We start from the raw sequence: 23,220 nt of genomic DNA on the forward strand, positions 1-23,220 counted from the left end.
TTGCCGGGGTCAAGTTCTACTTTCGAGGGGATTGCGAGGCATGTGACGGGCTGGTTAACTGTGGCCCCGCTACTCCTGAGTAGGACGATGGGGCGCGGGGCGGGTCCCGGTCGAGGGCGAAAACGGCGGCGCTCTGTATGGGCGGGACCACGGGGCGTCGACCCCCGGGTTTCGCGCGCCGCCGCGTTCCGGAAGGGGACTCGGGTGAAAGGGGACGGGGAGCAGCCCGATCAGTTCTGTGGTCATTCTGTTTGAATTTCCGCCCGCCGGCGCCTTCCGGAAGCCGATGCCTGGCACAAAGCAAACCCCCTTCGACCGGGAAAGCACTTGATGTCGCCCACCGAGTACGTTCCTCTTTCGGCCGCTCAGCAGAGCGTCTGGTACGCGCAGCAGTTGGCTCCCGAGACGCCGATTCACATCGCGCAGTACATCGAGATCGAGGGCCCGCTCGACCACGAACTCTTCGACCGCATCGCGCGGATCGGCGCGCACGAGGTGCTGGCGCTGCACGTCCGGTTCGCCGAGCGGGACGGGGCGGTGCGGCAGGTCCTCGATCCGGACGCGAGCGCCTCGGTCCCCTTGGTGGACGTGTCCGGCGAGCCCGACCCGGACGCGGCGGCGCGGGCGTGGATGCGGGCGCGGATGGCGGAGCCGCTGCCGCTGGACGGCGAGCGGCTGTTCGTGACCGCGATGCTGCGGCTGTCGCCCGTGCTCCACCGGTGGTTCATCCGCGCGCACCACGCGATCCAGGACGGCCACAGCGGACCGCTGATCATGCACCGCGCCGCGGAGGTGTACACCTCGCTGGCGAACGGCGGCGAGTACGTGCCGGCGGAACTCGGCGACTACCGCCGGGTCCTCGCCGAGGAGGAGGAGTACCGGGCGTCGGACAAGTTCGAGCGGGACCGCGCGTACTGGACGGAGCGGTTCGCCGACAAGCCGGTCGCGGTGAGCCTGGCCGACGACATGGCCGCGCCCACCGCCGACTTCATCAGCCGGGTCAAGGTCGTCCCGCCGGAGGAGTCCGCGGCGCTCGCGTCCGGCGCCCGGCGGCTGCGCACCGCCACGCAGGGCCTCGCGATCGCGGCGACCGCCGCGTACGTGGCGCGGATGACCGGCACCGAGGACGTCATCCTCGGCCTCGCGGTCAGCGGCCGCACCACGCGGGTCGCCAAGGAGACGCCGGCGATGCTGTCGACGATCCTGCCGCTGCGCGTGCGCGTCCGCCCGGACATGACGGTGGACGAGCTGGTCCGCGCCGCGACGCGGGCGAGCGCGCGGGCGCTGCGCCACCAGCGGTACCGCCGCGAGGACCTGCTGCGCGACCTGAAGCTGCTCGGCGAGCGGCGCCGGCTGTACGGGCCGGTCATCAACATCATGGCGTTCGACTACCGGCTCGACTTCGCCGGGCTGCCGGCGCGGATGCACGCCCTCACGATCGGCCCGATCGACGACCTCGCGATCAACATCTACGACAACCTCGACGGCGCCGGGATCCGGGTCGACTTCGAGGCGCACCCCGACCTGTACTCCGCGGAGCAGGTCGCCGCGCACCACGACCGGTACGTCCGGTTCATGCGCACGCTCGGCGAGGTGGACCCGTCGACCCCGCTGCGGGACGTGGAGCTGCTCGACGACGCGGAGCGCGACCTCGTCCTGCGCGAGTGGAACGACACGGCGCACCCGGTCGCGCCCGCCGTCGTCCCGGAGCTCGTCGAGGCGCAGGCGGCGCGGACCCCCGGCCGCACGGCCGTGGTCGCCGGCGGCGTCCGGCTCTCCTACGCCGACCTCAACGCGCGTGCGAACCGGCTCGCCCGGCACCTCGTCGCGCGCGGCGTCGGCGCCGAGGACTTCGTCGCGCTCGCCCTCCCGCGCGACGCGGACCTCGTGGTCGCGGCGCTGGCGGTGCTGAAGGCGGGCGCCGCCTACCAGCCGGTCGACCCCGCCTACCCGGCGGACCGGATCGCCTACATGCTGGACGACGCCGCGCCCGCCTGCGTCATCACGACCCGGTCGGCCGAGCTGCCCGGCGGCACGCCCCGCGTCGAGCTCGACGCCCTCGACCTCGGCGGCCTGCCCGGGGACGACCTGACCGACGCCGACCGCGTCCGGCCGCTCCGCCCGGGCAACCCCGCCTACGTCATCTACACCTCGGGCTCGACGGGCCGCCCGAAGGGCGTCGTCGTCTCGCACGCGAACGTGATCGACTTCTGCGCGGAGTCGATGGTGGGATACGGGCCCGAGCGGATGCGCCGCGTCCTGTTCTCCACGTCGCTGAACTTCGACGTGTCGCTGTTCGAGTGGCTGGTGCCGCTGACGGCCGGCGGCGAGATCGAGGTCGTCCGCGACCTGCTCGAGGTCGCCGAGCGGGGCGGCTGGTCCGGCTCGCTGATCAGCGGCGTGCCGTCGGCGGTGTCGGTGCTGCTGGCCCGCAAGGACTTCCGGCTCGACGTGGAGGACGTGGCGCTGGGCGGGGAGGCGCTGCCGCCGCGGCTGCTGAAGGACGTCCGGGCGCTGCTGCCGGACGCGCGGATCTCCAACATCTACGGCCCCACCGAGGCGACGGTCTTCGTGACGGGCTGGTTCGACGACGGCAACGCCTCCGGGGCGGCGCCCATCGGCGGCCCGATGGCCAACACCCGCGCGTACGTGCTGGACGAGCGGCTGCGTCCCGTCCCGGTCGGCGTGCCCGGCGAGCTGTACGTGGCCGGCGACGGCCTCGCGCGCGGCTACCTGCGCCGCCCGTCGCTGACCGCCGACCGGTTCGTGGCGTGCCCGTTCGGCGGCCCCGGCGAGCGGATGTACCGGACGGGCGACCTCGTCCGCTGGAACCGCGACGGGAACATCGAGTACCTCGGCCGCCTCGACCACCAGGTCAAGGTCCGCGGCTTCCGGATCGAGCTGGGCGAGGTCGAGGCGGCGCTGTCGGCCCACCCCGCCGTGGCGCAGAGCGTGGTGGTGGCCCGCCGCGACGCCGCGGGCGACACCGTCCTCGCCGGCTACGTCGCCGGCCCCGCCGCGCACACGGTGTCCGCTCAGGAGCTGCGCGCGTTCGCCGGGAGGACGCTGCCCGCCTACATGGTGCCGTCGGCGATCGTGGCGCTGGACGCGATGCCGCTCAACCCGAACGGGAAGCTCGACCGGGCCGCGCTGCCCGAGCCGGACTTCGCCGCGCCGGAGTCCGCGCGGGGGCCGCGCGACGCCCGCGAGGAGATCCTCGCCGGGATCTTCGCCGACGTCCTCGGCGTGGAGCGGGTCGGCGTCGACGACGGGTTCTTCGACCACGGCGGCGACTCGCTGAAGGCCACCCGCGTCGTCGCGCGGGCCCGCGCCGCGCTGAACGTGGAGCTGCCCGTCCGGGCGCTGTTCGAGACGCCGACCGTGGCGGCCCTCGCCGAGCGGATCGCCGCGTCCGGGACCGGCGCCCGGCGCCCGGCGGTGCGGCCGGCGGAGCGGCCCGACCCGCTGCCGGTGTCGCACGCGCAGGAGCGCCTCTGGTTCCTCAACCGGCTCGAAGGCCGCACCGGCACCTACAACATGCCGATCCCGCTGCGGCTGACCGGCGTGCTCGACGTCGACGCCATGCGCGCCGCGCTCCGCGACGTCGTGGCCCGGCACGAGTCGCTGCGCACCGTCTTCGGCGACGCCGACGGCGAACCGGTCCAGATCATCCTGGACCCGGCCGACGCCGACCCGCCGCTGACGATCGGCGAGGCCGACCCGGGCGACCTGTCCGGGACGCTGTTCGCCGACGCGACGCGCGGGTTCGACCTGGCGTCCGACCTGCCCGTCCGCGCGCACCTGTACCGGCTCGGCGCGAACGGGTCCGGGGAGGACGAGCACCTGCTGCTGCTCGTCCTGCACCACATCGCCGGCGACGGCTGGTCGCTGGCGCCGCTGGCCCGCGACGTCATCACCGCCTACCTGGCGCGCCGCGAGGGGAAGGCGCCCGAGTGGGCGCCGCTGCCCGTCCAGTACGCCGACTACGCGCTCTGGCAGCGCGAGCTGCTCGGCTCCGAGGACGACCCGGACGGCCTCGCCGCCCGCCAGATCGCCTACTGGAAGGACGCCCTCGCCGGGCTGCCCGACCAGATCGCCCTGCCGCTGGACCGGCCGCGCCCCGAGCGCGCCTCCTACCGGGGCGGGCAGGCCGCCTTCGAGGTCCCGGCGGACCTCGGCGAGGGGCTGCGCGCCGTCGCCCGCGACCACCAGGTCAGCGTGTTCATGGTGCTGCAGGCCGCGCTCGCCGCGCTGCTCACCCGGCTCGGCGCGGGGACCGACGTCCCGATCGGGTCGCCGATCGCGGGCCGCACCGACCAGGCCCTCGACGACCTGGTCGGCGTGTTCGTCAACACGCTCGTGCTGCGCACCGACACCTCCGGCGACCCGTCGTTCGCCGAGCTCCTCGCGCGGGTCCGGGAGGCCGACCTCGGCGCCTACGCCCACCAGGACGTCCCGTTCGAGCGGCTCGTCGAGGTGCTGAACCCGGTCCGGTCGCTGGCCCGGCACCCGCTGTTCCAGGTCATGCTGACCCTGCAGAACAATCCCGAGCCGTCGGTCGAGCTGCCCGGCCTGAACGTCGCGGTCGAGCCGGTGGACCCGGGCGTCGCGAAGTTCGACCTGGAGTTCCTGCTGGAGGACGCCCCGGACGGCGGCCTCGCCGGCACGCTGGAGTACGCGCGGGACCTGTTCGACGCCGGCACCGCCGAGCGGCTCACCGGCTGGTACCTGCGCATCCTGGAGCAGGTGGCCGCCACCCGCGCCGCGGTCACCGTGGACGGCCTCGACCTGCCCGGCGTCACCCTCGTCCAGGTCGCCGAGCCCGCCGAGGGCCCGGCGGTCAAGCGGCTCGTCGCCTACGTCGTGGCCGCGCCCGGCGCGACGGTCGACCCCGGGGAGCTGCGCGCCCACGTCCGCGAGCACCTGCCCGAGTCGATGGTGCCCGCCGCCGTCGTCGTGCTGGAGAGGATGCCGCTCACTCCGAACGGCAAGGTCGACACCAAGGCGCTGCCGAAGCCGGACCTCGCGCCCGCCGTCCCGGCCACCGCCTACCGCGCGCCGTCCGGGGAGCGGGAGGAGGCCGTCGCCGCCGTCTTCGCCGACCTGCTGGGCCTCGGCCGCGTCGGCGCCGACGACGACTTCTTCGCGCTCGGCGGCAACTCGCTGATCGCGATGCGGGTCGTGAGCCGGGTCCGCCGCATGCTGCACACGGAGCTGCCCGTCCGCGCGCTGTTCGAGGCGCCGACCGTGGCCGGGCTCGCCGCGCTGCTGGACGGCCGGGACGCCGCGCCGAGCCGTCCCGCGCTGGAGCCGCGCGAGCGGCCCGAGACCGTCCCGCCGTCGTACGCGCAGCAGCGGCAGTGGTTCCTCAACCGGTTCGAGGGCCCGTCGGCCACCTACAACATGCCGATCGCGCTGCGCATCCGCGGCCCGCTCGACGTGGACGCGCTCCGCGCCGCCGTCGGCGACCTGGTGGGGCGGCACGAGACGCTGCGCACGATCCTGCCCGACAGCGGGGGAGTGCCCCGCCAGCTGGTGCTGGACGCGGCCGCCGCGTGCCCGGAACTGGAGATCACCGGGACGACGGAGGCCGAGCTGCCGTCGCGGCTGGCCATGGCGGCCGGCTACGCCTTCGACATCTCCGCCGAGCCGCCGCTGCGCACGCACCTGTTCCGGCTCGCGCGGGACGAGCACGTCGTGCTGCTCCTCCTCCAGCATGTCGGTGGTGACGGCTGGTCGATGGCGCCGCTCGCCCGCGACTTCATCACCGCCTACGCCGCGCGCGCGGAGGGCACCGCGCCGGACTGGGCACCGCTGCCGGTGCAGTACGCCGACTACACCCTCTGGCAGCAGGAACTGTTCGGTTCCGAGGACGACCCGGAAAGCCTGATCTCCCAGCAGATCGCCTACTGGCGTGACGCGCTGGCGGGGCTTCCCGAGGAGCTGGAGCTGCCGACGGACCGGCCGCGTCCGGCGGAGGCGTCCTACCGCGGCGCGACGGCCCGCTTCCGGCTCGGCCCGGACGTGCACGCCGCGCTGCGCGAGCTGTCCCTCGCCACCGGCGCCAGCCCGTTCATGGTCGCCCAGGCCGCGTTCGCCGCGCTGCTGACCCGGCTCGGGGCGGGCACGGACGTGCCGATCGGGTCGCCGATCGCGGGCCGCACCGACGAGGCCCTGGACGACCTCGTCGGCATGTTCGTCAACATGCTGGTGTTCCGCACCGACACCTCCGGCGACCCGACGTTCCGCGAGCTGGTCGCGCGGGTGAAGGAGACCGACCTCGCCGCCTACGCCCACCAGGACGTCCCGTTCGAGCGGCTCGTCGAGGTCCTCAACCCGCCGCGGCACCTCGCCCGGCACCCGCTGTTCCAGGTCGGGCTGACGTTCCAGAACAACCCCGAGGCGCGGCTGGAGATGCCGGGGTTCAGCGCCGAGGTGGAGCCGCTGCACGCCGGGGTGTCCCGGTTCGACCTGCTGATGATCCTCACCGAGCGCGAGGACGGCCTCGACGGCGAGCTGGAGTACGCGCTCGACCTCTACGACCCGGCCACCGCGCGGCGGCTGGTCGCCCGCTTCGAGCGGCACCTGGCCGCGCTGCTCGCCGACCCCGACGCGCCCATCGGCGCCGCCGCCGTCCTCGACCCGGCCGAACGCGAACTGATCCTCGGCGACTGGGCCGGCGGCAGGGCGCCCGAGGTGGAGCGGTCGACGATTCCGGCGCTGTTCGAGGCGCAGGCTGCGGCGCGTCCGGATGCGGTGGCGGTGTCGTTCGAGGGCGTGTCGCTGACGTACGGCGAGGTGAACGCGCGGGCGAACCGGCTGGCGCGCCGCCTGGTCGAGCGGGGCGTCGGCCCCGAGCAGTTCGTGGCGTTGAAACTGCCGCGCTCGGCGGACCTGGTCGTGGCGATCCTGGCCGTGCTGAAGTCGGGCGCGGCCTACGTCCCGATGGACCCGGACTACCCGGAGGACCGGATCGCCTACATGGTCGAGGACGCCGGGCCCGTCCTGACCATCGGGCCGGACGATCTCGACGCGTCCGGCTACGACGACGCGAACCTGGGTGTGGCGATCGCGCCGGACAACCCGGCGTACGTCATCTACACCTCGGGTTCGACCGGGCGTCCCAAGGGCGTCGTGGTGCCGCACCAGAACGTCGTTCGCCTGCTGCGCTCCACGGTGCACTGGTTCGACTTCGGCCCCGACGACGTGTGGACACTCTTCCACTCCTACGCGTTCGACTTCACCGTCTGGGAGCTGTGGGGCTCGCTGCTCTATGGCGGCCGTCTCGTCGTCGTGCCGTACCTGACGTCGCGTTCGCCGGACGAGTTCCTGAAGCTGCTGGCGGACGAGCGGGTGACCGTCCTGAACCAGACGCCGTCGGCGTTCTACCAGCTGATGGCGGCGGACAAGGCAAATCCGGGCACGGAACTGGCGCTGCGCTACATCGTGTTCGGCGGCGAGGCCCTCGAACTGGGCCGCCTGGAGGACTGGTACGCGCGGCATCCGGAAGACGCGCCGACGCTCGTCAACATGTACGGGATCACCGAGACCACGGTGCACGTCTCGTACGTCGCTTTGGACCGCGCCTACGCCGCGACCGCCCCCGGCAGCGTCGTCGGCGTTGGCATCCCCGACCTGCGGGTCTACGTCCTGGACGATCGTCTCCAGCCCGTCCCGCCCGGCGTCGCCGGGGAGCTGTACGTGGCGGGGCCGGGCCTGGCGCGCGGCTACCTCAACCGGTCCGGGCTGACCGCCGAGCGGTTCGTCGCCGACCCGCACGGCGAACCCGGCACCCGCATGTACCGGACGGGCGACGTCGGGCGGTGGCTGGACGACGGCCGCCTCGAATACCTCGGCCGCAGCGACCAGCAGGTGCAGCTGCGCGGCTTCCGCATCGAGCCGGGCGAGATCGAGTCGGTGCTGACCAGGCACGACGCGGTGGCGGACGCGGCCGTGGTCGTCCGCGACGACCGGCTCGTCGCGTACGTGGTCGCCTCCGCGCCGGTGGACTCGGCGGAGCTGCGCAAGTTCGCCGGTGGCGACCTGCCCGACCACATGGTCCCGGCCGTGGTCGTGGAGCTGGACGCGCTGCCGCTCACCGTCAACGGCAAGCTGGACCGCAAGGCGCTGCCCGCGCCGGACTTCTCGGCGAAGGTGTCGTCGCGCGCGCCGCGCACCGCCGAGGAGGAGGCGCTCGCGGGCCTGTTCCGGGAAGTGCTGAACCTGGAGCGGGTCGGGATCGACGACGGGTTCTTCGATCTCGGCGGCGACTCCATCATCGCGATCCAGCTCGTTTCCCGGGCGCGGCAGTCCGGCCTGGTGATCACGCCTCGCGACGTCTTCCAGCATCAGACGGTGGAGGAGCTGGCCGCGGTCGCGCGGCCGGTGGGCGAGGACGAGCGGGTCGAGGCGGAGGCGCCCGGCGCGGGCGTCGGCCCGGTCCCGGTCACCCCGATCGTCGCGTGGCTGCGCGAGCGGGTCGGCGGCGACGCGTCGCTGATCGGCGGCTTCCACCAGTCGATGCTGCTGCGCACCCCGCCCGCGCTCGGCGCCGACCGGCTCGCCGCCGCGTTCCAGACCGTCCTGGACCACCACGACGTCCTCCGGCTCCGCCTGGACGCCGACGGCGGCCAGTGGCGGCCGGTCGTGCGGCAGCCCGGCACGGTCGACGCCGCGGACCTGGTCACCCGGGTGGACATCGCGGGCCTCGACGCCGACAAGCGCGCCGTCGTCATCGGCGAGCAGGCCACCGCCGCCCGCGACCGCCTCGACCCCGAAGCCGGGACGACGGCGCAGCTCGTCTGGTTCGACGCGGGCCGCGACCAGGGCCGCCTCCTCGTCGTCCTGCACCACCTCGTCGTGGACGGCGTCACCTGGCGGATCCTGCTGCCCGACCTCGTCACCGCCTGGGCGGGCGGCGCGCTCGACCCGGTCCCGACCTCGTTCCGCCGGTGGGCGCAGCGGCTCACCGCCACCGCCGCCGACCGCGAGGACGAGCTGGAGGACTGGCTCGACATCGTGGACGGCCCGCCGCAGCGGCTCGCCCCGCGCGCCCTGGACCCGCGCGTCGACATCGCCGCCCGCACCCGGTCGCTGACCGTCGAGCTGCCCGCCGACGTCACCGGCCCGCTGCTCACCGACGTGCCCGCCGCCTACCACGGCCGCGTCAACGACGTCCTGCTCGCCGGGCTCGCGCTCGCCGTCGCGCAGTGGCGCCGCCACCACGGTGCGGCCGGCGACCGGCACCGCGGCACCGACGTGCTCATCGATCTCGAAGGCCACGGCCGCGAGGACGTCGTGCCCGGCGTGGACCTGTCCCGGACCGCCGGCTGGTTCACCACCATCCATCCCGTCCGCCTCGACGCCGGCGCCGTCGACTGGGCGGCGGTCCGCGACGGCGGCGCCGCCGTCGGCACCGCCATCAAGAAGGTCAAGGAGCAGCTGCGGGCCGTCCCGGACGGCGGCATCGGCTACGGCCTGCTGCGCTACGGCGGCGGCGACGCCGCCGAGGAGCTCGCCGAACCGCCCGCCGCGCCGATCGCGTTCAACTACCTCGGCCGCGTCGCGCCCGGCGACGGGGACGGCGACTGGACGCTCGCGCCGGAGGACGTCCCCGCCGGCGAGGACCCGCGGATGCCCGTCGCGCACGTCCTGGAGATCAACGCGGTCACCCGCGACCTGGCCGGGGGCCCGGTGCTGTCGGCGACGTGGACGTGGCCCGGCGGGCTGCTGGAGGAGGCCGCCGTCCGCGAGCTGGCCGACGGCTGGTCCACCGCGCTGCGCGGCCTCGCCGCGCACGTCGCCGCGGCCGGCGATGACGGCGCCGCCGGCGGGTTCACCCCGTCCGACCTGCTCGTGGACCTGGATCAGAGCGAGATCGACAAGCTGCAGAGCGCCTGGAGGAAGCAGACGTGAACCGGGGGGACCTCGAGGACATCCTGCCGCTGTCTCCCTTGCAGCAGGGCTTCTTCTTCCACGCGCTGTTCGACGCCGGCGACGGCAGTGCGGGCGACGGTGCCGACGGCAGGGACGTCTACACCGCGCAGCTCGTCCTCGACCTCGACGGGCCGCTCGACGCCGGGGCGCTGCGGACGGCCGCCGAGACGCTGCTGCGCAGGCACTCCAACCTGCGGGCGGCGTTCTGGCACGAGGACCTGTCGCGGCCCGTCCAGGTCGTCCCGCGCACCGTCGAGCTGCCGTGGGAGGAGATCGACGCGGCGGACGCCGCCGAGGCCGACGCGATCGTGGCACGCGAGCGGGCGCGCGGCTTCGACATGACCGCGCCGCCGCTGCTGCGCTTCGTCCTCGTCCGGACGGGGCCGGCGCGGCACCGCCTCATCCTCACCAACCACCACATCCTGCTGGACGGCTGGTCCACGCCGATCCTGGCGACCGAGCTGTTCATGCTGTACGTGCAGGGCGGCCACGACACCGGCTTCCCGCGCGTCACCCCGTACAAGAACTACCTGGCGTGGCTGGCGAAGCAGGACCGCGCGGCCGCCGAGGAGGCCTGGCGCCGCGCCCTCGAAGGGGTCGAGGAGCCGAGCCTCGTCGCGCCGGAGGCCGCCGCCCGCGCCCCGCGCCCGCCGGAACGCACCATCGCCGAACTGGACGAGCGCACCACCCGCCGCCTCTCCCGGGCGGCCCGCCGGCACGGCGTCACGCTCAGCACCGTCCTTCAGGGCGCGTGGGGCCTGGTCCTCGGCCGGTTCCTCGGCAGCGGCGACGTGGTGTTCGGCGCGACCGTCTCCGGCCGCCCGCCAGAGCTGCCCGGCATCGAGCAGATGATCGGCCTGTTCATCAACACGCTGCCGATCCGCGTGCGGCACCGCCCGGACGAGTCCCTCGCGGCGCTGATGGAGCGGCTCCAGGAGGAGCAGACCGCGCTGCTGGCCCACCACCACCTCGGCCTCACCGACATCCAGCGGGTCGCGGGCCACGGCGGCGCGCTGTTCGACACGATGACGGTGCTGGAGAACTATCCGTTCGACCCGGCCATGCTGGACGGCTCGCTGAACGGCGTCCGCATCGCCTCCGCCGACTCCTACGACGCGACCCATTTCCCGCTGTCGTTCGTCGCCGTGCCGGACGACCGGCTGTCGCTGCGGCTGCACTACCGGCCCGACGTGTTCGAGCACGACGTCGTCGAGGCGCTGCTGGCCCGCGTCCGCCGCTTCCTCGAAGCGTTCGCCGAGGACTCGTCCCAGCTCATCGGGGCTGTCGGCCTGGCTAGCGACGAGGAGCGCACCGCCCTCGCGCGCTGGAACGACACGTCCGCCGACGTCCCGGCGGGCACGCTGCCCGCGCTGTTCGAGGCCCAGGCCGCGCGCACGCCCGGCGACACCGCGCTGGTGTGCGACCGCACGGTGCTCACCTACGCCGAGCTGAACGAGCGCGCCAACCGGCTCGCGCACGAGCTGATCGCGCGCGGCATCGGCGCCGAGGACCGCGTCGCGATCGTCCTGCCGCGCACCCCGCAGATCGTCGTGGCGATCCTCGGCGTGCTGAAGGCGGGCGCCGCGTACGTCCCGATCGACCCCGAGTATCCGGCCGACCGCATCGCCTACATGCTGGACGACTGCCGTCCCGCCCTCACCATCACCGCCGATGACTTCCCGCAGGGCACCGGACGGCCCGCGCACGACCCGGCCGACGCCGATCGCGTCCGGCCGCTGCGCTCCGGCAACGCCGCCTACGTCATCTACACCTCGGGCTCCACGGGGCGACCGAAGGGCGTGACGATCCCGCACACCGGCGTCCTGAACTACTACGAGGCCCACCGGGACGCGTTCATCGATCCGGCGGTCGAGGCGGCCGGCGGGCGCCGGATGCGGTTCGCGCACCTCGCGTCCTTCTCGTTCGACACCTCGTGGCACGGCCTGCTGTGGATGATGCACGGCCACGAGCTGCACCTCATCGACGACGCCACGCGCCGCGACGTCGAGGCGTACACCGCGTACGTGGCGCGCGAACGGATCGACCTGGTCAACACCACACCGTCGCACTTCGCCTCGCTCCGCGAAGCGGGCCTGCTCAGCGACGACGGCCGCCACCTGCCCACGCACCTGCTCCTCGGCGGGGAGGCCTTCAGCGACGGCCTGTGGGCGGAACTGCGGGAGACCCCCGGCGTGACCACCCGGAACCTCTACGGGCCCACCGAGTCGACCATCGACACGATGAACCAGGTCGTCGCGCGGGCCGGGCGCGTCTCGATCGGCGCACCGCACCGCAACACCCGCGCCTACGTGCTGGACGCCGCGCTCCAGCCCGTCCCGCCCGGCGTCCCCGGCGAGCTGTACCTCGCCGGGGCGCAGCTCGCGCGCGGCTACTTCGGGCGGCCGTCGCTGTCGGCGGAGCGGTTCGTCGCCGACCCGTTCGGCACCCCCGGCGACCGCATGTACCGGACCGGCGACCTCGCCCGGTGGCTGCCGGACGGCGCGGTCGAGTACCTCGGCCGCGCCGACGACCAGGTCAAGATCCGCGGCTTCCGGGTCGAGCCCGGCGAGATCGAGAGCGTCGTCGCCGGGTTCGACGGCGTCGCCCAGGCCGCCGTCGTGGTCCGCGAGGACCGCCCCGGCGACAGGCGGCTCGTCGCCTACGTCGTGCCCGCGGCCCGGCAGGCGACCCTCGACGCCGCCGCGCTGCGGCGGTTCGCGGCCGAGCGGCTGCCCGACTACATGGTCCCCGCGTTCACCGTGCTGGACGCGCTGCCGCTGACCGTCAACGGGAAACTGGACCGCTCCGCCCTGCCCGCGCCCGGCGCCCCGGCCGGCGCCCCGGCCGGCGCGTCCGCCGGCCGCGCGCCGCGCTCGCCGCACGAGGAGATCCTGTGCGGGCTGTTCGCGGAGGTCCTCGGCGTGCCGCACGTCGGCGCCGGCGACGGGTTCTTCGACCTCGGCGGCGACTCCCTCACCGCGACCCGCCTGGTCAGCAGGATCCGCACCGCGCTGGGCGCCGAGTTGCCCCTCCGCGCGCTGTTCGAGGCGCCGACCCCCGCCGGGCTCGCCGGACGGCTCGCCGAGGCGGGCGGGGAGGTGCGCCCGCCGCTGGCGCGCGCGGAACGCCCCGAGGTCGTGCCGCTGTCGTACGCGCAGCAGCGGCTGTGGTTCCTCAACCGGTTCGAGGGCGCGTCCGCGACCTTCAACATGCCGGCCGCGCTGCGCCTGGACGGGGCCCTGGACCTGGACGCGCTCCGCGCCGCCCTCGCCGACGTCGCCGAACGCCACGAGTCGCTGCGGACGATCTTCCCGGACGGGTCGGGCAGCGCCCGCCAGCTCGTGCTGGACCCGGCCGCCGCCCGGCCCCGCCTCGACGTCACCGCGACCGGGGAGGCCGCGCTGCCCGCGGCGCTCGCCGCCGAGGTCGGACGCGGCTTCGACCTGTCGGTGGAGCCGCCGCTGCGGGCCCGGCTGTTCGCGCTCGACGGCGGCGGCCACGTCCTGATGATGGTGCTGCACCACATCGCGGCGGACGGCTGGTCCATGGCGCCGCTGGCCCGCGACGTGATCACCGCCTACGCGGCCCGCGCGGAGGGCCGCGCGCCGCAGTGGGCGCCGCTGCCGGTGCAGTACGCCGACTACACCCTCTGGCAGCGCGAGCTGTTCGGTTCCGAGGACGACCCCGAGAGCCTGATCTCCCAGCAGATCGCCTACTGGCGTGACGCGCTCGCCGGGCTTCCCGAGGAGCTGGAGCTGCCCACCGACCGGCCGCGTCCGGCGGAGGCGTCCCACCGGGGCGGTACGCACGCCTTCGAACTCGACGCCGAACTGCACGCGGGGCTGCTGCGCCTCGCGCGCGAGAGCGGCGCGAGCCTGTTCATGGTCATGCAGGCCGCCTACGCCGCGCTGCTGACCCGGCTCGGCGCCGGCACGGACGTGCCGATCGGGTCGCCGATCGCGGGCCGCACCGACGAGGCCCTGGACGACCTCGTCGGCATGTTCGTCAACATGCTCGTGCTGCGCACCGACACCTCCGGCGACCCCTCGTTCCGCGAGCTGATCTCCCGGGCCAAGGAGACCGACCTCGCCGCCTACGCCCACCAGGACCTGCCGTTCGAGCGGCTCGTCGAGGCGCTGAACCCGGCCCGGTCGATGGCCCGGCACCCGCTGTTCCAGGTCATGCTGGCGTTCCAGAACAACCCGGAGGCGCGGCTGGAGCCGGCCGGGCTGACCGGCGGCGCCGAACCCCTGACCGCCGGCGCCGCCAAGTACGACCTGTCCCTCTACCTGGAGGAACGGCACGGCGACGACGGCGCGCCCGCCGGGATCGAGGCCGGCCTCGAATACGCCCTCGACCTGTTCGACACCGGCACGGCCGTCGCGATCGCCGGACGGTTCGAGCGGCTCGTCCGCGACCTCGTCGCCGACCCCGACGCGCCGATCGGCACCGCCGAGATCCTGGAGCGTTCGGAACGCCGCACCATCCTGCGCAGATGGGCGGGCGGCAGGGCGCCCGAGGTGGAGCGGTCGACGATTCCGGCGCTGTTCGAGGCGCAGGCTGCGGCGCGTCCGGGCGCGGTGGCGGTGTCGTTCGAGGGTGTGTCGCTGACGTACGGCGAGGTGAACGCGCGGGCGAACCGGCTGGCGCGCCGACTGGTCGAGCAGGGCGTCGGCCCCGAGCAGTTCGTGGCACTCGCCCTGCCGCGCTCGGCCGACCTGGTCGTGGCGATCCTCGCCGTGCTGAAGGCCGGAGCCGCCTACGTTCCGATCGACCCGGCGTATCCGGAGGACCGGATCGCGTACATGGTCCAGGACGCCGAGCCCGTCCTGACCCTGCGTCCGGACGACCTGGACGCGTCCGGCTACGACGACGCGAACCTGGGCGTGGCGATCTCGCCGGACAACCCGGCGTACGTCATCTACACCTCGGGTTCGACCGGGCGTCCCAAGGGCGTCGTGGTGCCGCACCAGAACGTCGTCCGCCTGCTCCGATCCACCGAAGAGTGGTTCCACTTCGGGCCCGACGACGTGTGGACGCTGTTCCACTCCTACGCGTTCGACTTCTCGGTGTGGGAGCTGTGGGGGCCGCTCCTGCACGGCGGGCGTCTCGTGGTCGTCCCGCACCTGACGTCGCGTTCGCCGGAGGAGTTCCTGAAGCTCCTGGCCGACGAGCGGGTCACCGTCCTGAACCAGACGCCGTCGGCGTTCTACCAGCTGATGGCGGCCGACAAGGCGAACCCGGGCACCGAGCTGGCGCTGCGCTACATCGTCTTCGGCGGCGAGGCCCTCGACCTCGGACGCCTCGAAGACTGGTACGCGCGGCGTCCCGAGGACGCGCCCACGCTCGTCAACATGTACGGGATCACCGAGACGACCGTCCACGTCTCCTACATCGCGCTCGACCGGGTCCATGCGGCCACGGCGCCCGGCAGCTTCATCGGCACCGGCATCCCCGACCTGCGCATCTACGTCCTGGACGATCGTCTGCAGCCCGTCCCGCCCGGCGTCGCCGGGGAGCTGTACGTGGCGGGCGCGGGCCTGGCGCGCGGCTACCTCAACCGGTCCGGTCTGACCGCCGAGCGGTTCGTCGCCGACCCGCACGGCAAGCCCGGCACCCGCATGTACCGCACCGGCGACCTGGCCCGCTGGCACGGCGACGGCTCGCTCGAATACCTCGGCCGCGCCGACCAGCAGGTCCAGTTGCGCGGCTTCCGCATCGAGCTGGGCGAGGTCCAGTCGGCGCTGACCAGGCACGACGCGGTGGCGGACGCGGCCGTGGTCGTCCGCGACGACCGGCTGATCGCCTACGTCGTCGGCACCGGCGAGGTCGACCAGGCCGGGCTGCGCGCGTTCGCCGGCCGGAGCCTGCCCGACTACATGGTCCCGGCCGCCGTGGTCGAGCTGGACGCGATCCCGCTGACCTCCAACGGCAAGCTCGACCGCAAGGCGCTGCCCGCGCCCGACTTCTCCGCGAAGGCGTCGTCGCGCGCGCCGCGCACCCCGGAGGAGGAGGCGCTCGCCGGGCTGTTCGCCGAGGTCCTCAACCTGGAGCGGGCCGGGATCGACGACGGGTTCTTCGACCTCGGCGGCGACTCCATCATCGCGATCCAGCTCGTCTCCCGGGCGCGGCAGTCCGGCCTGGTCATCACGCCCCGCGACGTCTTCCAGCACCAGACCGTCGAGGAGCTGGCGGCCGTTGCGCGGCCGGTCGGTGAGGACGAGCGGGTCGAGGCAGAGGCGCCCGGCGCGGGCATCGGCCAGGTCCCCGCGACCCCGATCATGCGCTGGTTCCAGGAGCTGGACGGCCCCGTCGCCGGCTACAGCCAGCGGATGCTGCTCCAGGTCCCGCCGGACCTCGGCGTCGACGAGCTGGCGGCGGCGCTCCAGACCGTCCTGGACCACCACGACGTCCTGCGCCTCCGCATGCGGGACGGCGAGTTCGAGGTCGCCGAGCCCGGCGCGGTCGACGCGGCGCCGCTGGTCCACCGCGTGGATGTCGCCGGCCTGGACGGCGGCCCGCTGCGCGCCGTCCTCGCCGAGCAGGCCCGCGCCGCCCGCGACCGCCTCGACCCCGAAGCCGGGACGATGGCGCAGCTCGTCTGGTTCGACGCGGGGTCCGAACGCTCCGGCCGCCTCCTGCTGACCCTGCACCACCTGGTCGTGGACGGCGTGTCCTGGCGGATCCTGCTGCCCGACCTCGTCACCGCCTGGGCCGGCGGGACGCTCGACCCGGTCCCGACCTCGTTCCGCCGCTGGGCGCAGCGCCTGGTCGCCGAGGCGTCCGACCCGTCCCGCACCGCCGAGCTGCCGCTGTGGGAGGACGTCCTCGCCACCCCCGACCCCGTCCTCGGCGCCCGCGCCCTCGACGCCCGGTCCGACACGTTCGGGACGGCCCGGCACCTCACCCTCGACCTGCCCGCCGACGTCACCGGGCCGCTGCTCACCGACGTCCCGGCCGCCTTCCACGGCCGCGCCAACGACGTCCTGCTCACCGCCCTCGCCCTCGCCGTCGCCGAATGGCGCCGCGACCGGGGCGTGTCCGACGACACCGCCGTCCTCATCGACCTGGAGGGCCACGGCCGCGAGGAGATCGTGCCGGGCGTCGACCTGTCCCGCACCGCCGGCTGGTTCACCGCGATCTACCCGGTCCGGCTGGACGCCGGCTGGGTGGAGCCCGGCGACGTCCGCGAGGGCGGGCAGGCCGTCGGCACCGCGCTGAAGCGGGTCAAGGAGCAGCTGCGGGAGATCCCCGACAACGGCATCGGGTACGGGCTGCTGCGCCACCTCAACCCGTCCGCCGGGCGGCGGCTCGGCGGGCGCCCGCACCCGCAGATCGCCTTCAACTACCTCGGCCGGTCCGCCGTGCCCGAGGCCACCGACTGGGGGCCCGCCGGCCAGGCCGACGCCGAGGCGCTCGGCGGCGGGCAGGACGGCGCGCTCGGCCTCGTCCACGCCGTCGAGGCCAACGCGCACACCCGCGACCTGCCCGGCGGCCCCGAGCTGAGCGCCACCTGGACCTACGCGGGCGCCCTGTTCGACGAGGACGCCGTCCGCGACCTCGCCGGACGCTGGTTCGCGGCGCTGCGCGGCCTCGTCGCGCACGTCGTGGACGCGCCCGCCGACGGGCCCGTCGGCGGGTTCACCCCGTCCGACCTGTCCCTGGTCGACGTCAGCCAGGACGAGATCGACGAGCTCGCCGCCGAACTCGACGGTGAAGGGGAGCTGGATTGACCAAGTCGCAGCTTGAGGACATCCTCCCGCTGTCCCCGTTGCAGCAGGGCCTGTTCTTCCACGCCCTGTACGACTCCGGGCACGACGTCTACACCGCGCAGATCGTGTTCGACCTGCGCGGCCCGCTGGACGCCGACGCGCTGCGCGCCGCCGCCGCGACGCTGCTGCGCCGGCACGCCAACCTGCGCGCCGGGTTCCGGCAGCGCAAGGAGGGCTCGCCCGTCCAGGTCGTGCACCGGACCGTCCGGCTGCCGTGGGAGGACGCCGACCTGACCGGGCTGCCCGAGGCCGAGCGGGACGCGCGGGCGCGCGAGCTCGCCGAGGCCGAGCGGACCCGCCCGTTCGACATGGCCCGGCCGCCGCTGCTGCGCTTCCTGCTGATCAGGCTGGCGGACGGCCTGCACCGGATGGTGTTCACCAACCACCACATCCTGCTGGACGGCTGGTCCACGCCCGTCCTGCAGACCGAGCTGTTCGCGCTGTACCTCGCCCAGGGCGACGACACCGGCATGCCGCGCGTCACCCCGTACAAGAACTACCTCGCGTGGATCGCCGCGCAGGACCGGCCCGCCGCCGAGGACGCCTGGCGCCGCGCGCTCGACGGCGTCGAGGGGCCGACCCTCGTCGCGCCCGGCGCCGGCGAGCCCGCCGATGCCGGCGCGGGCGCGCCCGGCCGCGTCCGGATCCGGCTCACCGAGGACCTCACCTCCGCGCTGTCCGCGCGCGCCCGCGCCCAGGGCGTCACCCTCAACACGGTGCTCCAGCTCGGCTGGGGCGCGCTCCTCGGCCGCCTCACCGGCTCGGACGACGTGGTGTTCGGCGCGGCCGTGTCCGGGCGCCCGCCCGAGCTGCCCGGTGTCGAGCAGATGATCGGCCTGTTCATCAACACGCTGCCGATCCGCGTGCGGGTCCGTCCCGGCGACACCGTCGCCGCCGCGCTCACCCGCCTCCAGGACGAGCAGGCCGCGCTGATGGCGCACCACCATCTCGGCCTGTCGGACATCCATCGGCTCGCCGGCACCGGGGCGCTGTTCGACACCATGACCGTCCTGGAGAACTACCCGTTCGACCCGGACGCCGCCGGCACCGACCTCGGCGGCCTCACCCTCCACGACGTCGACGGCCACGACGCCTCGCACTACCCGCTGACCCTCGCCGCCGTGCCGGGCCGGGGGCTGTCGCTGCGGCTGGACTTCCGCGCCGACCTGTTCACCGAGGACGGGGCGCAGCGGCTGATGCGCCGGTTCGTCCGCATCCTGGAGTCCGTCGCGCACCGCCCCGACCTGCCGCTCGGCCGCATCGACGTGCTGGAGGACGACGAGCGCGACCTCGTCCAGCGGGCCTGGCAGGGCCCCGGGACGCAGCGCCGCCCCGGCACGCTGACCGGCCGCTTCGCCGAGCAGCTCGCCGCGACCCCGGACGCCGTCGCCGTCGTCGCGGGGGAGGAGACCCTCACCTACGCGGAGCTGGACGAGCGCGCGAACCGGCTGGCGCACCGGCTGACCGGGCTCGGCGTCCGCCGCGAGACGCCCGTCGCCGCCCTGCTGGAGCGGTCGGCCGACACCGTCGTGGCGTCCCTGGCCGTCCTGAAGGCGGGCGGCGCCTACGCGCCGATCCACCACGCCTACCCGCCCGAGCGGACGGCGTGGGCGGTCGCCGAGGTCGACGCGCCCGTCCTGCTCGTCAACACCCCGATGCGGGACCGCGTCGCCGCCCTCGACACCTCCGCGCACGTGCTGGCCGTGGACGACGACCCGGAGACCGCCGCCCAGCCCGCCACCGCCCCGGACGTCCCGTGCCATCCCGAGCAGCTCGCCTGCGTGCTGTTCACCTCCGGCTCGACCGGCGTGCCGAAGGGCGTCATGCTCCGCCACGCCGACGCCGTCGCCCTCGCCACCGACGGTGAGCTGCGCGGCGGCGCCCATGACCGGGTGCTGTTCCACTCGCCGCACGCCTTCGACGCGCACATCTACGAGATCTGGACGCCGCTGCTGCACGGCGGCGCCACCGCCGTCGCGCCGCCCGGCCACCTGACCGGCGAGGCGATCGAGGAGCTGGTCCGCGCGCACGGCGTCACCGGCCTGTTCCTCACCACGACGCTGTTCAACCTGGTCGCCGACGAGCGGCCGCGGGCGTTCGCGGGGCTCCGCGAGGTCCTCACCGGCGGCGAGTCCGGCTCCAGCGCCGCGGCCCGCAAGGTCCTCGCCGCCTGCCCCGACACCGAGGTCGGCAACGTCTACGGCCCCACCGAGGCCACCACCTACACCACCATCGACCGGCAACGGGCGCGGCTCGCCGACCCCGCGGAGCGGACCGCGCTCCTCGGCCGGCCGATGGACGACCGGCGCGTGTACGTCCTCGACCGGGGGCTGCGGCCCGTCCCGCCCGGCGTGGTCGGCGAGGCCTACATCGCGGGAGCCGGGCTCGGCCGCGGCTACCTGCGGCGCGCGTCCCTCACCGGGGAGCGGTTCGTGCCCGACCCGTTCGGGCCGCCCGGGTCCCGCATGTACCGGACGGGCGACCTCGTCCGGCACCGCCCCGACGGCACCCTGGAGTACGTCGACCGTGCCGACCTCCAGGTGAAGATCCGCGGGTTCCGGATCGAGCTGGGCGAGATCGAGGCCGCCCTCACCGCGCACCCGGCCGTCGCCAACGCCGCCGTCGTCGCCCGCGAGGACGCCCCCGGCGTCAAGACCATCGTCGCCTACGTCATCGCCCCGGAGACGGAGGGGCTGAAGGAGTTCGTCGCGGCGCGGCTGCCGGAGTACATGGTGCCCGCCGCGTTCGTCCGGCTCGCCACCTTCCCCGTCGGCCCGAACGGCAAGCTCGACCGGCGCGCCCTGCCCGCCCCCGACTACGCCGCGGCCGCCGCCGGGCGGGACCCGGCCACGCCCGAGGAGGAGGCGCTCTGCGGGATCGTCGCGGACGTCCTCGGCCTCGACCGGGTCGGCGCCGACGCCAGCTTCTTCGACCTCGGCGGCGACAGCATCGCCGCGCTGAAGCTCGTCACCCGCGCCCGGCAGGCCGGGATCGAGCTGACCCCCCGCGACGTGTTCACCCACCAGACCGTCGAGGCGCTCGTCCACGCCGGCGAGCCCGAGGACCGGCTCGGCTTCGAGATGCTGCTGCCGATCCGCACCACCGGGGACCGGCCGCCGGTCTTCTTCGTCCACCCCGCCGGCGGGCTGGCCTGGAGCTATCTGCAGTTCCAGCGCCACCTCGGCCCCGACCAGCCCATCTACGGGCTGCAGGGCAGCGCGTTCACCCGGGAGGACCTGCCCGGCTCGGTCGAGGAGATGGCGCAGGACTACCTGGAGCAGATCCGCACCGTCCGGCCGTCCGGCCCCTACCACCTCGCGGGCTGGTCGCTCGGCGGGCTCATCGCCTACGAGATGGCCGTCCGGCTCCAGGCCGCCGGCGAACGCGTCGGGCTGCTCGCCCTCATCGACGCCTACCACGGCCAGGACCTGGAGTCGGAGAAGCGGGAGATCCTGCCCGAGCTGCTGGAGTCCATCGGGATCGACGCGCGGATGGTCGCCGCGGACGGCAACCCCGACATGGCCCAGATCATGGCGGTGCTCGCCGAACGCGACGACGCCCTCGCCACCCTCCGCGAGGACGACCTCGTCAACGTCTACCGCAACTACGAGAACGGGCTCCACCAGGCCGAGCGGTACCGGCCCGGCCGGTTCCGCGGCGACGTCGTCTTCTTCACCGCCCTGCGGGGCCGCACCGCGGACTCGCCGACCGGGCCGTCCAACTGGGGGCCGCTCGTCGAGGGGCAGATCGAGGACTACCCGCTGGACGTCGAGCACCACTTCCTGCTGGAGCCGGCACCGGCCGCCGAGATGGGCGCGGTCCTCGCCGCCAGACTCGACAAACTGCATGTCAACGACCCGACGCTCGGGAAGCAGGGAAAGGGATACCGATGACGAACCCCTTCGAGGACGCCGACGGCACGTACGTCGTCCTCGTCAACGACGAGGGCCAGCACTCCCTGTGGCCGTCGTTCGCCGAGGTCCCCGCCGGGTGGACGGTCGCCAAGGCCGAGGACACCCGGCAGGCCTGCCTGGACTACATCGAGGAGAACTGGACCGACATGCGGCCGAAGAGCCTCATCGAGGCCATGGGTGAGTGACCTGGCGGCGGGGGGCGCCCACCTGGAGATCCCCGCGGTCACCGAGTGGGCGATGGAAATGCTCGACGCCGCCGACCTGCGGCCCGCGCCGCTGCCCGGCGTCGAGATGACCTTCACCCTGGCGGGGGTGCCGTCCGCGGACGTCAACCGGGCCCTGTACGCGATGGTCGGCGCCCGCGTCTGCTGGACGGACCGCTTCCCGTGGACCTACGCCGACTGGCGCGCCTGGGTGGAGCGCCCCGAGCTGTCCACCTGGCTGGTGATGGCCGAGGGGACGATCGCCGGGTTCTTCGAGCTGGAGGCCCAGCCCGGCGGCGACACCGAGATCCACCTCGTCGGGCTGACCCCCGCGTTCGTCGGCCGCGGCTACGGCGGCTACCTGGTCGAGCAGTGCACCCGGCGGGCGTGGCAGCGCGGCGGGCTGTGGGCGCGCGGCAGCGGCCCCGCCTCGCGGGTCTGGCTGCGCACCAGTACGCTCGATCATCCGAACGCGATGGCGAACTACCGGCGCCGCGGCTTCAAGGTGGCGGCGGAGACCACCGCGGCCAAGCTGGTCCCGGACCCGCGGGTCGCGCCGTGGCCGCTGCCGCACGACCCGCGCGCCGCGTCCCGCCGGCACGAGGAGGAGGAGCTGATCACGTGAGCTGGTTCCGCTGCCCGGAGACCCGGCCGTGGGCGTCGATGCGGCTGTTCTGCCTGCCGCACGCGGGCGGTTCCGCGGTGTTCTACCGGTCCTGGGCGAAGGCGGTCAGCCCGGCCGTCGAGGTGCAGGCCGTCCAGTACCCCGGCCGCGCCGACCGGATGGCGGACGCGTTCGTCACCGACGCGCACCAGCTCGCCCGGCTCATCGCGGGCGCGATGGCGCCGCTGATGGACCGCCCGGCGGCGCTGTTCGGGCACAGCATGGGCGCCGTGCTGGCCTACGAGGTGGCGCGGCTGCTGCAGGAGCGCGGCACCCCGCCGGTGCACGTCTTCGCCTCCGGCGCCCGTCCCCCGCACGACCGTTCCGGCGAGCGGGTGGCGGAGCGGGACGACGACGGCGTGGTCGAGGCGATGCTGGAGCTCGGCGGCACCGACGGCGAGGCGATGCGGGACCCGGAGCTGCGCGAGCTCGTCCTGCCGTACGTCCGCAACGACTTCGCGCTGATCGAGGCCTACGCGCACCGGGACGGGACGCGGCTGACCGTCCCGGTCACCGCGATCATCGGGGACGCCGACACGCACGTCACCGAGGCGCAGGCCAAGGGCTGGGCGCAGATCACCGACGGCCGTTTCGCGCTGAAGGTCCTGCCCGGCGGCCACTTCTACCTGACCGACCGCCAGCCGCAGGTCATCGCCGAGGTCCACCGCACCCTCGAAGTCCCCGGCTGAAGGGCGGCGGACCGGTGGCCGGAAGTCCCGACCACCGCCCCG

At 74.5% G+C, this 23,220-nt stretch carries 6 protein-coding genes; all 6 read left to right on the forward strand.

Annotated elements, in window-relative coordinates; genetic code table 11:
• Positions 1-330: 330 nt before the first annotated feature.
• From ACA514_RS05160 to ACA514_RS05185, 6 genes are read left to right on the forward strand one after another with little or no spacing between them, the layout of a single operon-like run.
• Positions 331-9,915: an amino acid adenylation domain-containing protein gene (locus ACA514_RS05160; RefSeq protein WP_375039817.1), complete on the forward strand. Its 9,585-nt coding sequence runs from the start codon at positions 331-333 to the stop codon at positions 9,913-9,915.
• Positions 9,912-17,669, forward strand: coding sequence for an amino acid adenylation domain-containing protein (locus ACA514_RS05165; protein WP_375039818.1), 7,758 nt, complete (start codon positions 9,912-9,914; stop codon positions 17,667-17,669). The genes ACA514_RS05160 and ACA514_RS05165 overlap by 4 nt, the downstream gene beginning before the upstream one ends.
• Entirely contained in the window at positions 17,666-21,601 is a 3,936-nt protein-coding gene (locus ACA514_RS05170) for an amino acid adenylation domain-containing protein (RefSeq protein ID WP_375039819.1), read from the forward strand. Before ACA514_RS05165 ends, ACA514_RS05170 begins: the two co-directional genes overlap by 4 nt.
• Positions 21,598-21,807 carry an MbtH family protein gene (locus ACA514_RS05175; protein WP_375039820.1) on the forward strand — a complete coding sequence of 70 codons (210 nt, stop codon included), beginning with the start codon at positions 21,598-21,600 and terminating at the stop codon, positions 21,805-21,807. Before ACA514_RS05170 ends, ACA514_RS05175 begins: the two co-directional genes overlap by 4 nt.
• Positions 21,800-22,450: a GNAT family N-acetyltransferase gene (locus ACA514_RS05180; RefSeq protein WP_375039821.1), complete on the forward strand. Its 651-nt coding sequence runs from the start codon at positions 21,800-21,802 to the stop codon at positions 22,448-22,450. The genes ACA514_RS05175 and ACA514_RS05180 overlap by 8 nt, the downstream gene beginning before the upstream one ends.
• Complete coding sequence (locus tag ACA514_RS05185; protein ID WP_375039822.1) at positions 22,447-23,178, forward strand: thioesterase II family protein; 732 nt, start codon at positions 22,447-22,449, stop codon at positions 23,176-23,178. The genes ACA514_RS05180 and ACA514_RS05185 overlap by 4 nt, the downstream gene beginning before the upstream one ends.
• The last annotated feature ends 42 nt before the right edge of the window (positions 23,179-23,220 follow it).

Origin of the sequence: Actinomadura sp. NTSP31, assembly GCF_041951385.1 — a bacterium.
Classification (GTDB): Bacteria; Actinomycetota; Actinomycetes; order Streptosporangiales; family Streptosporangiaceae; genus Spirillospora; species Spirillospora napierensis.

Excerpts from the sequence above, each read along its gene's own strand:
- ACA514_RS05160 (WP_375039817.1), top strand. The coding sequence starts at position 331 with ATGTCGCCCACCGAGTACGTTCCTCTTTCGGCCGCTCAGCAGAGCGTC.
- ACA514_RS05175 (WP_375039820.1), top strand. The coding sequence starts at position 21,598 with ATGACGAACCCCTTCGAGGACGCCGACGGCACGTACGTCGTCCTCGTC.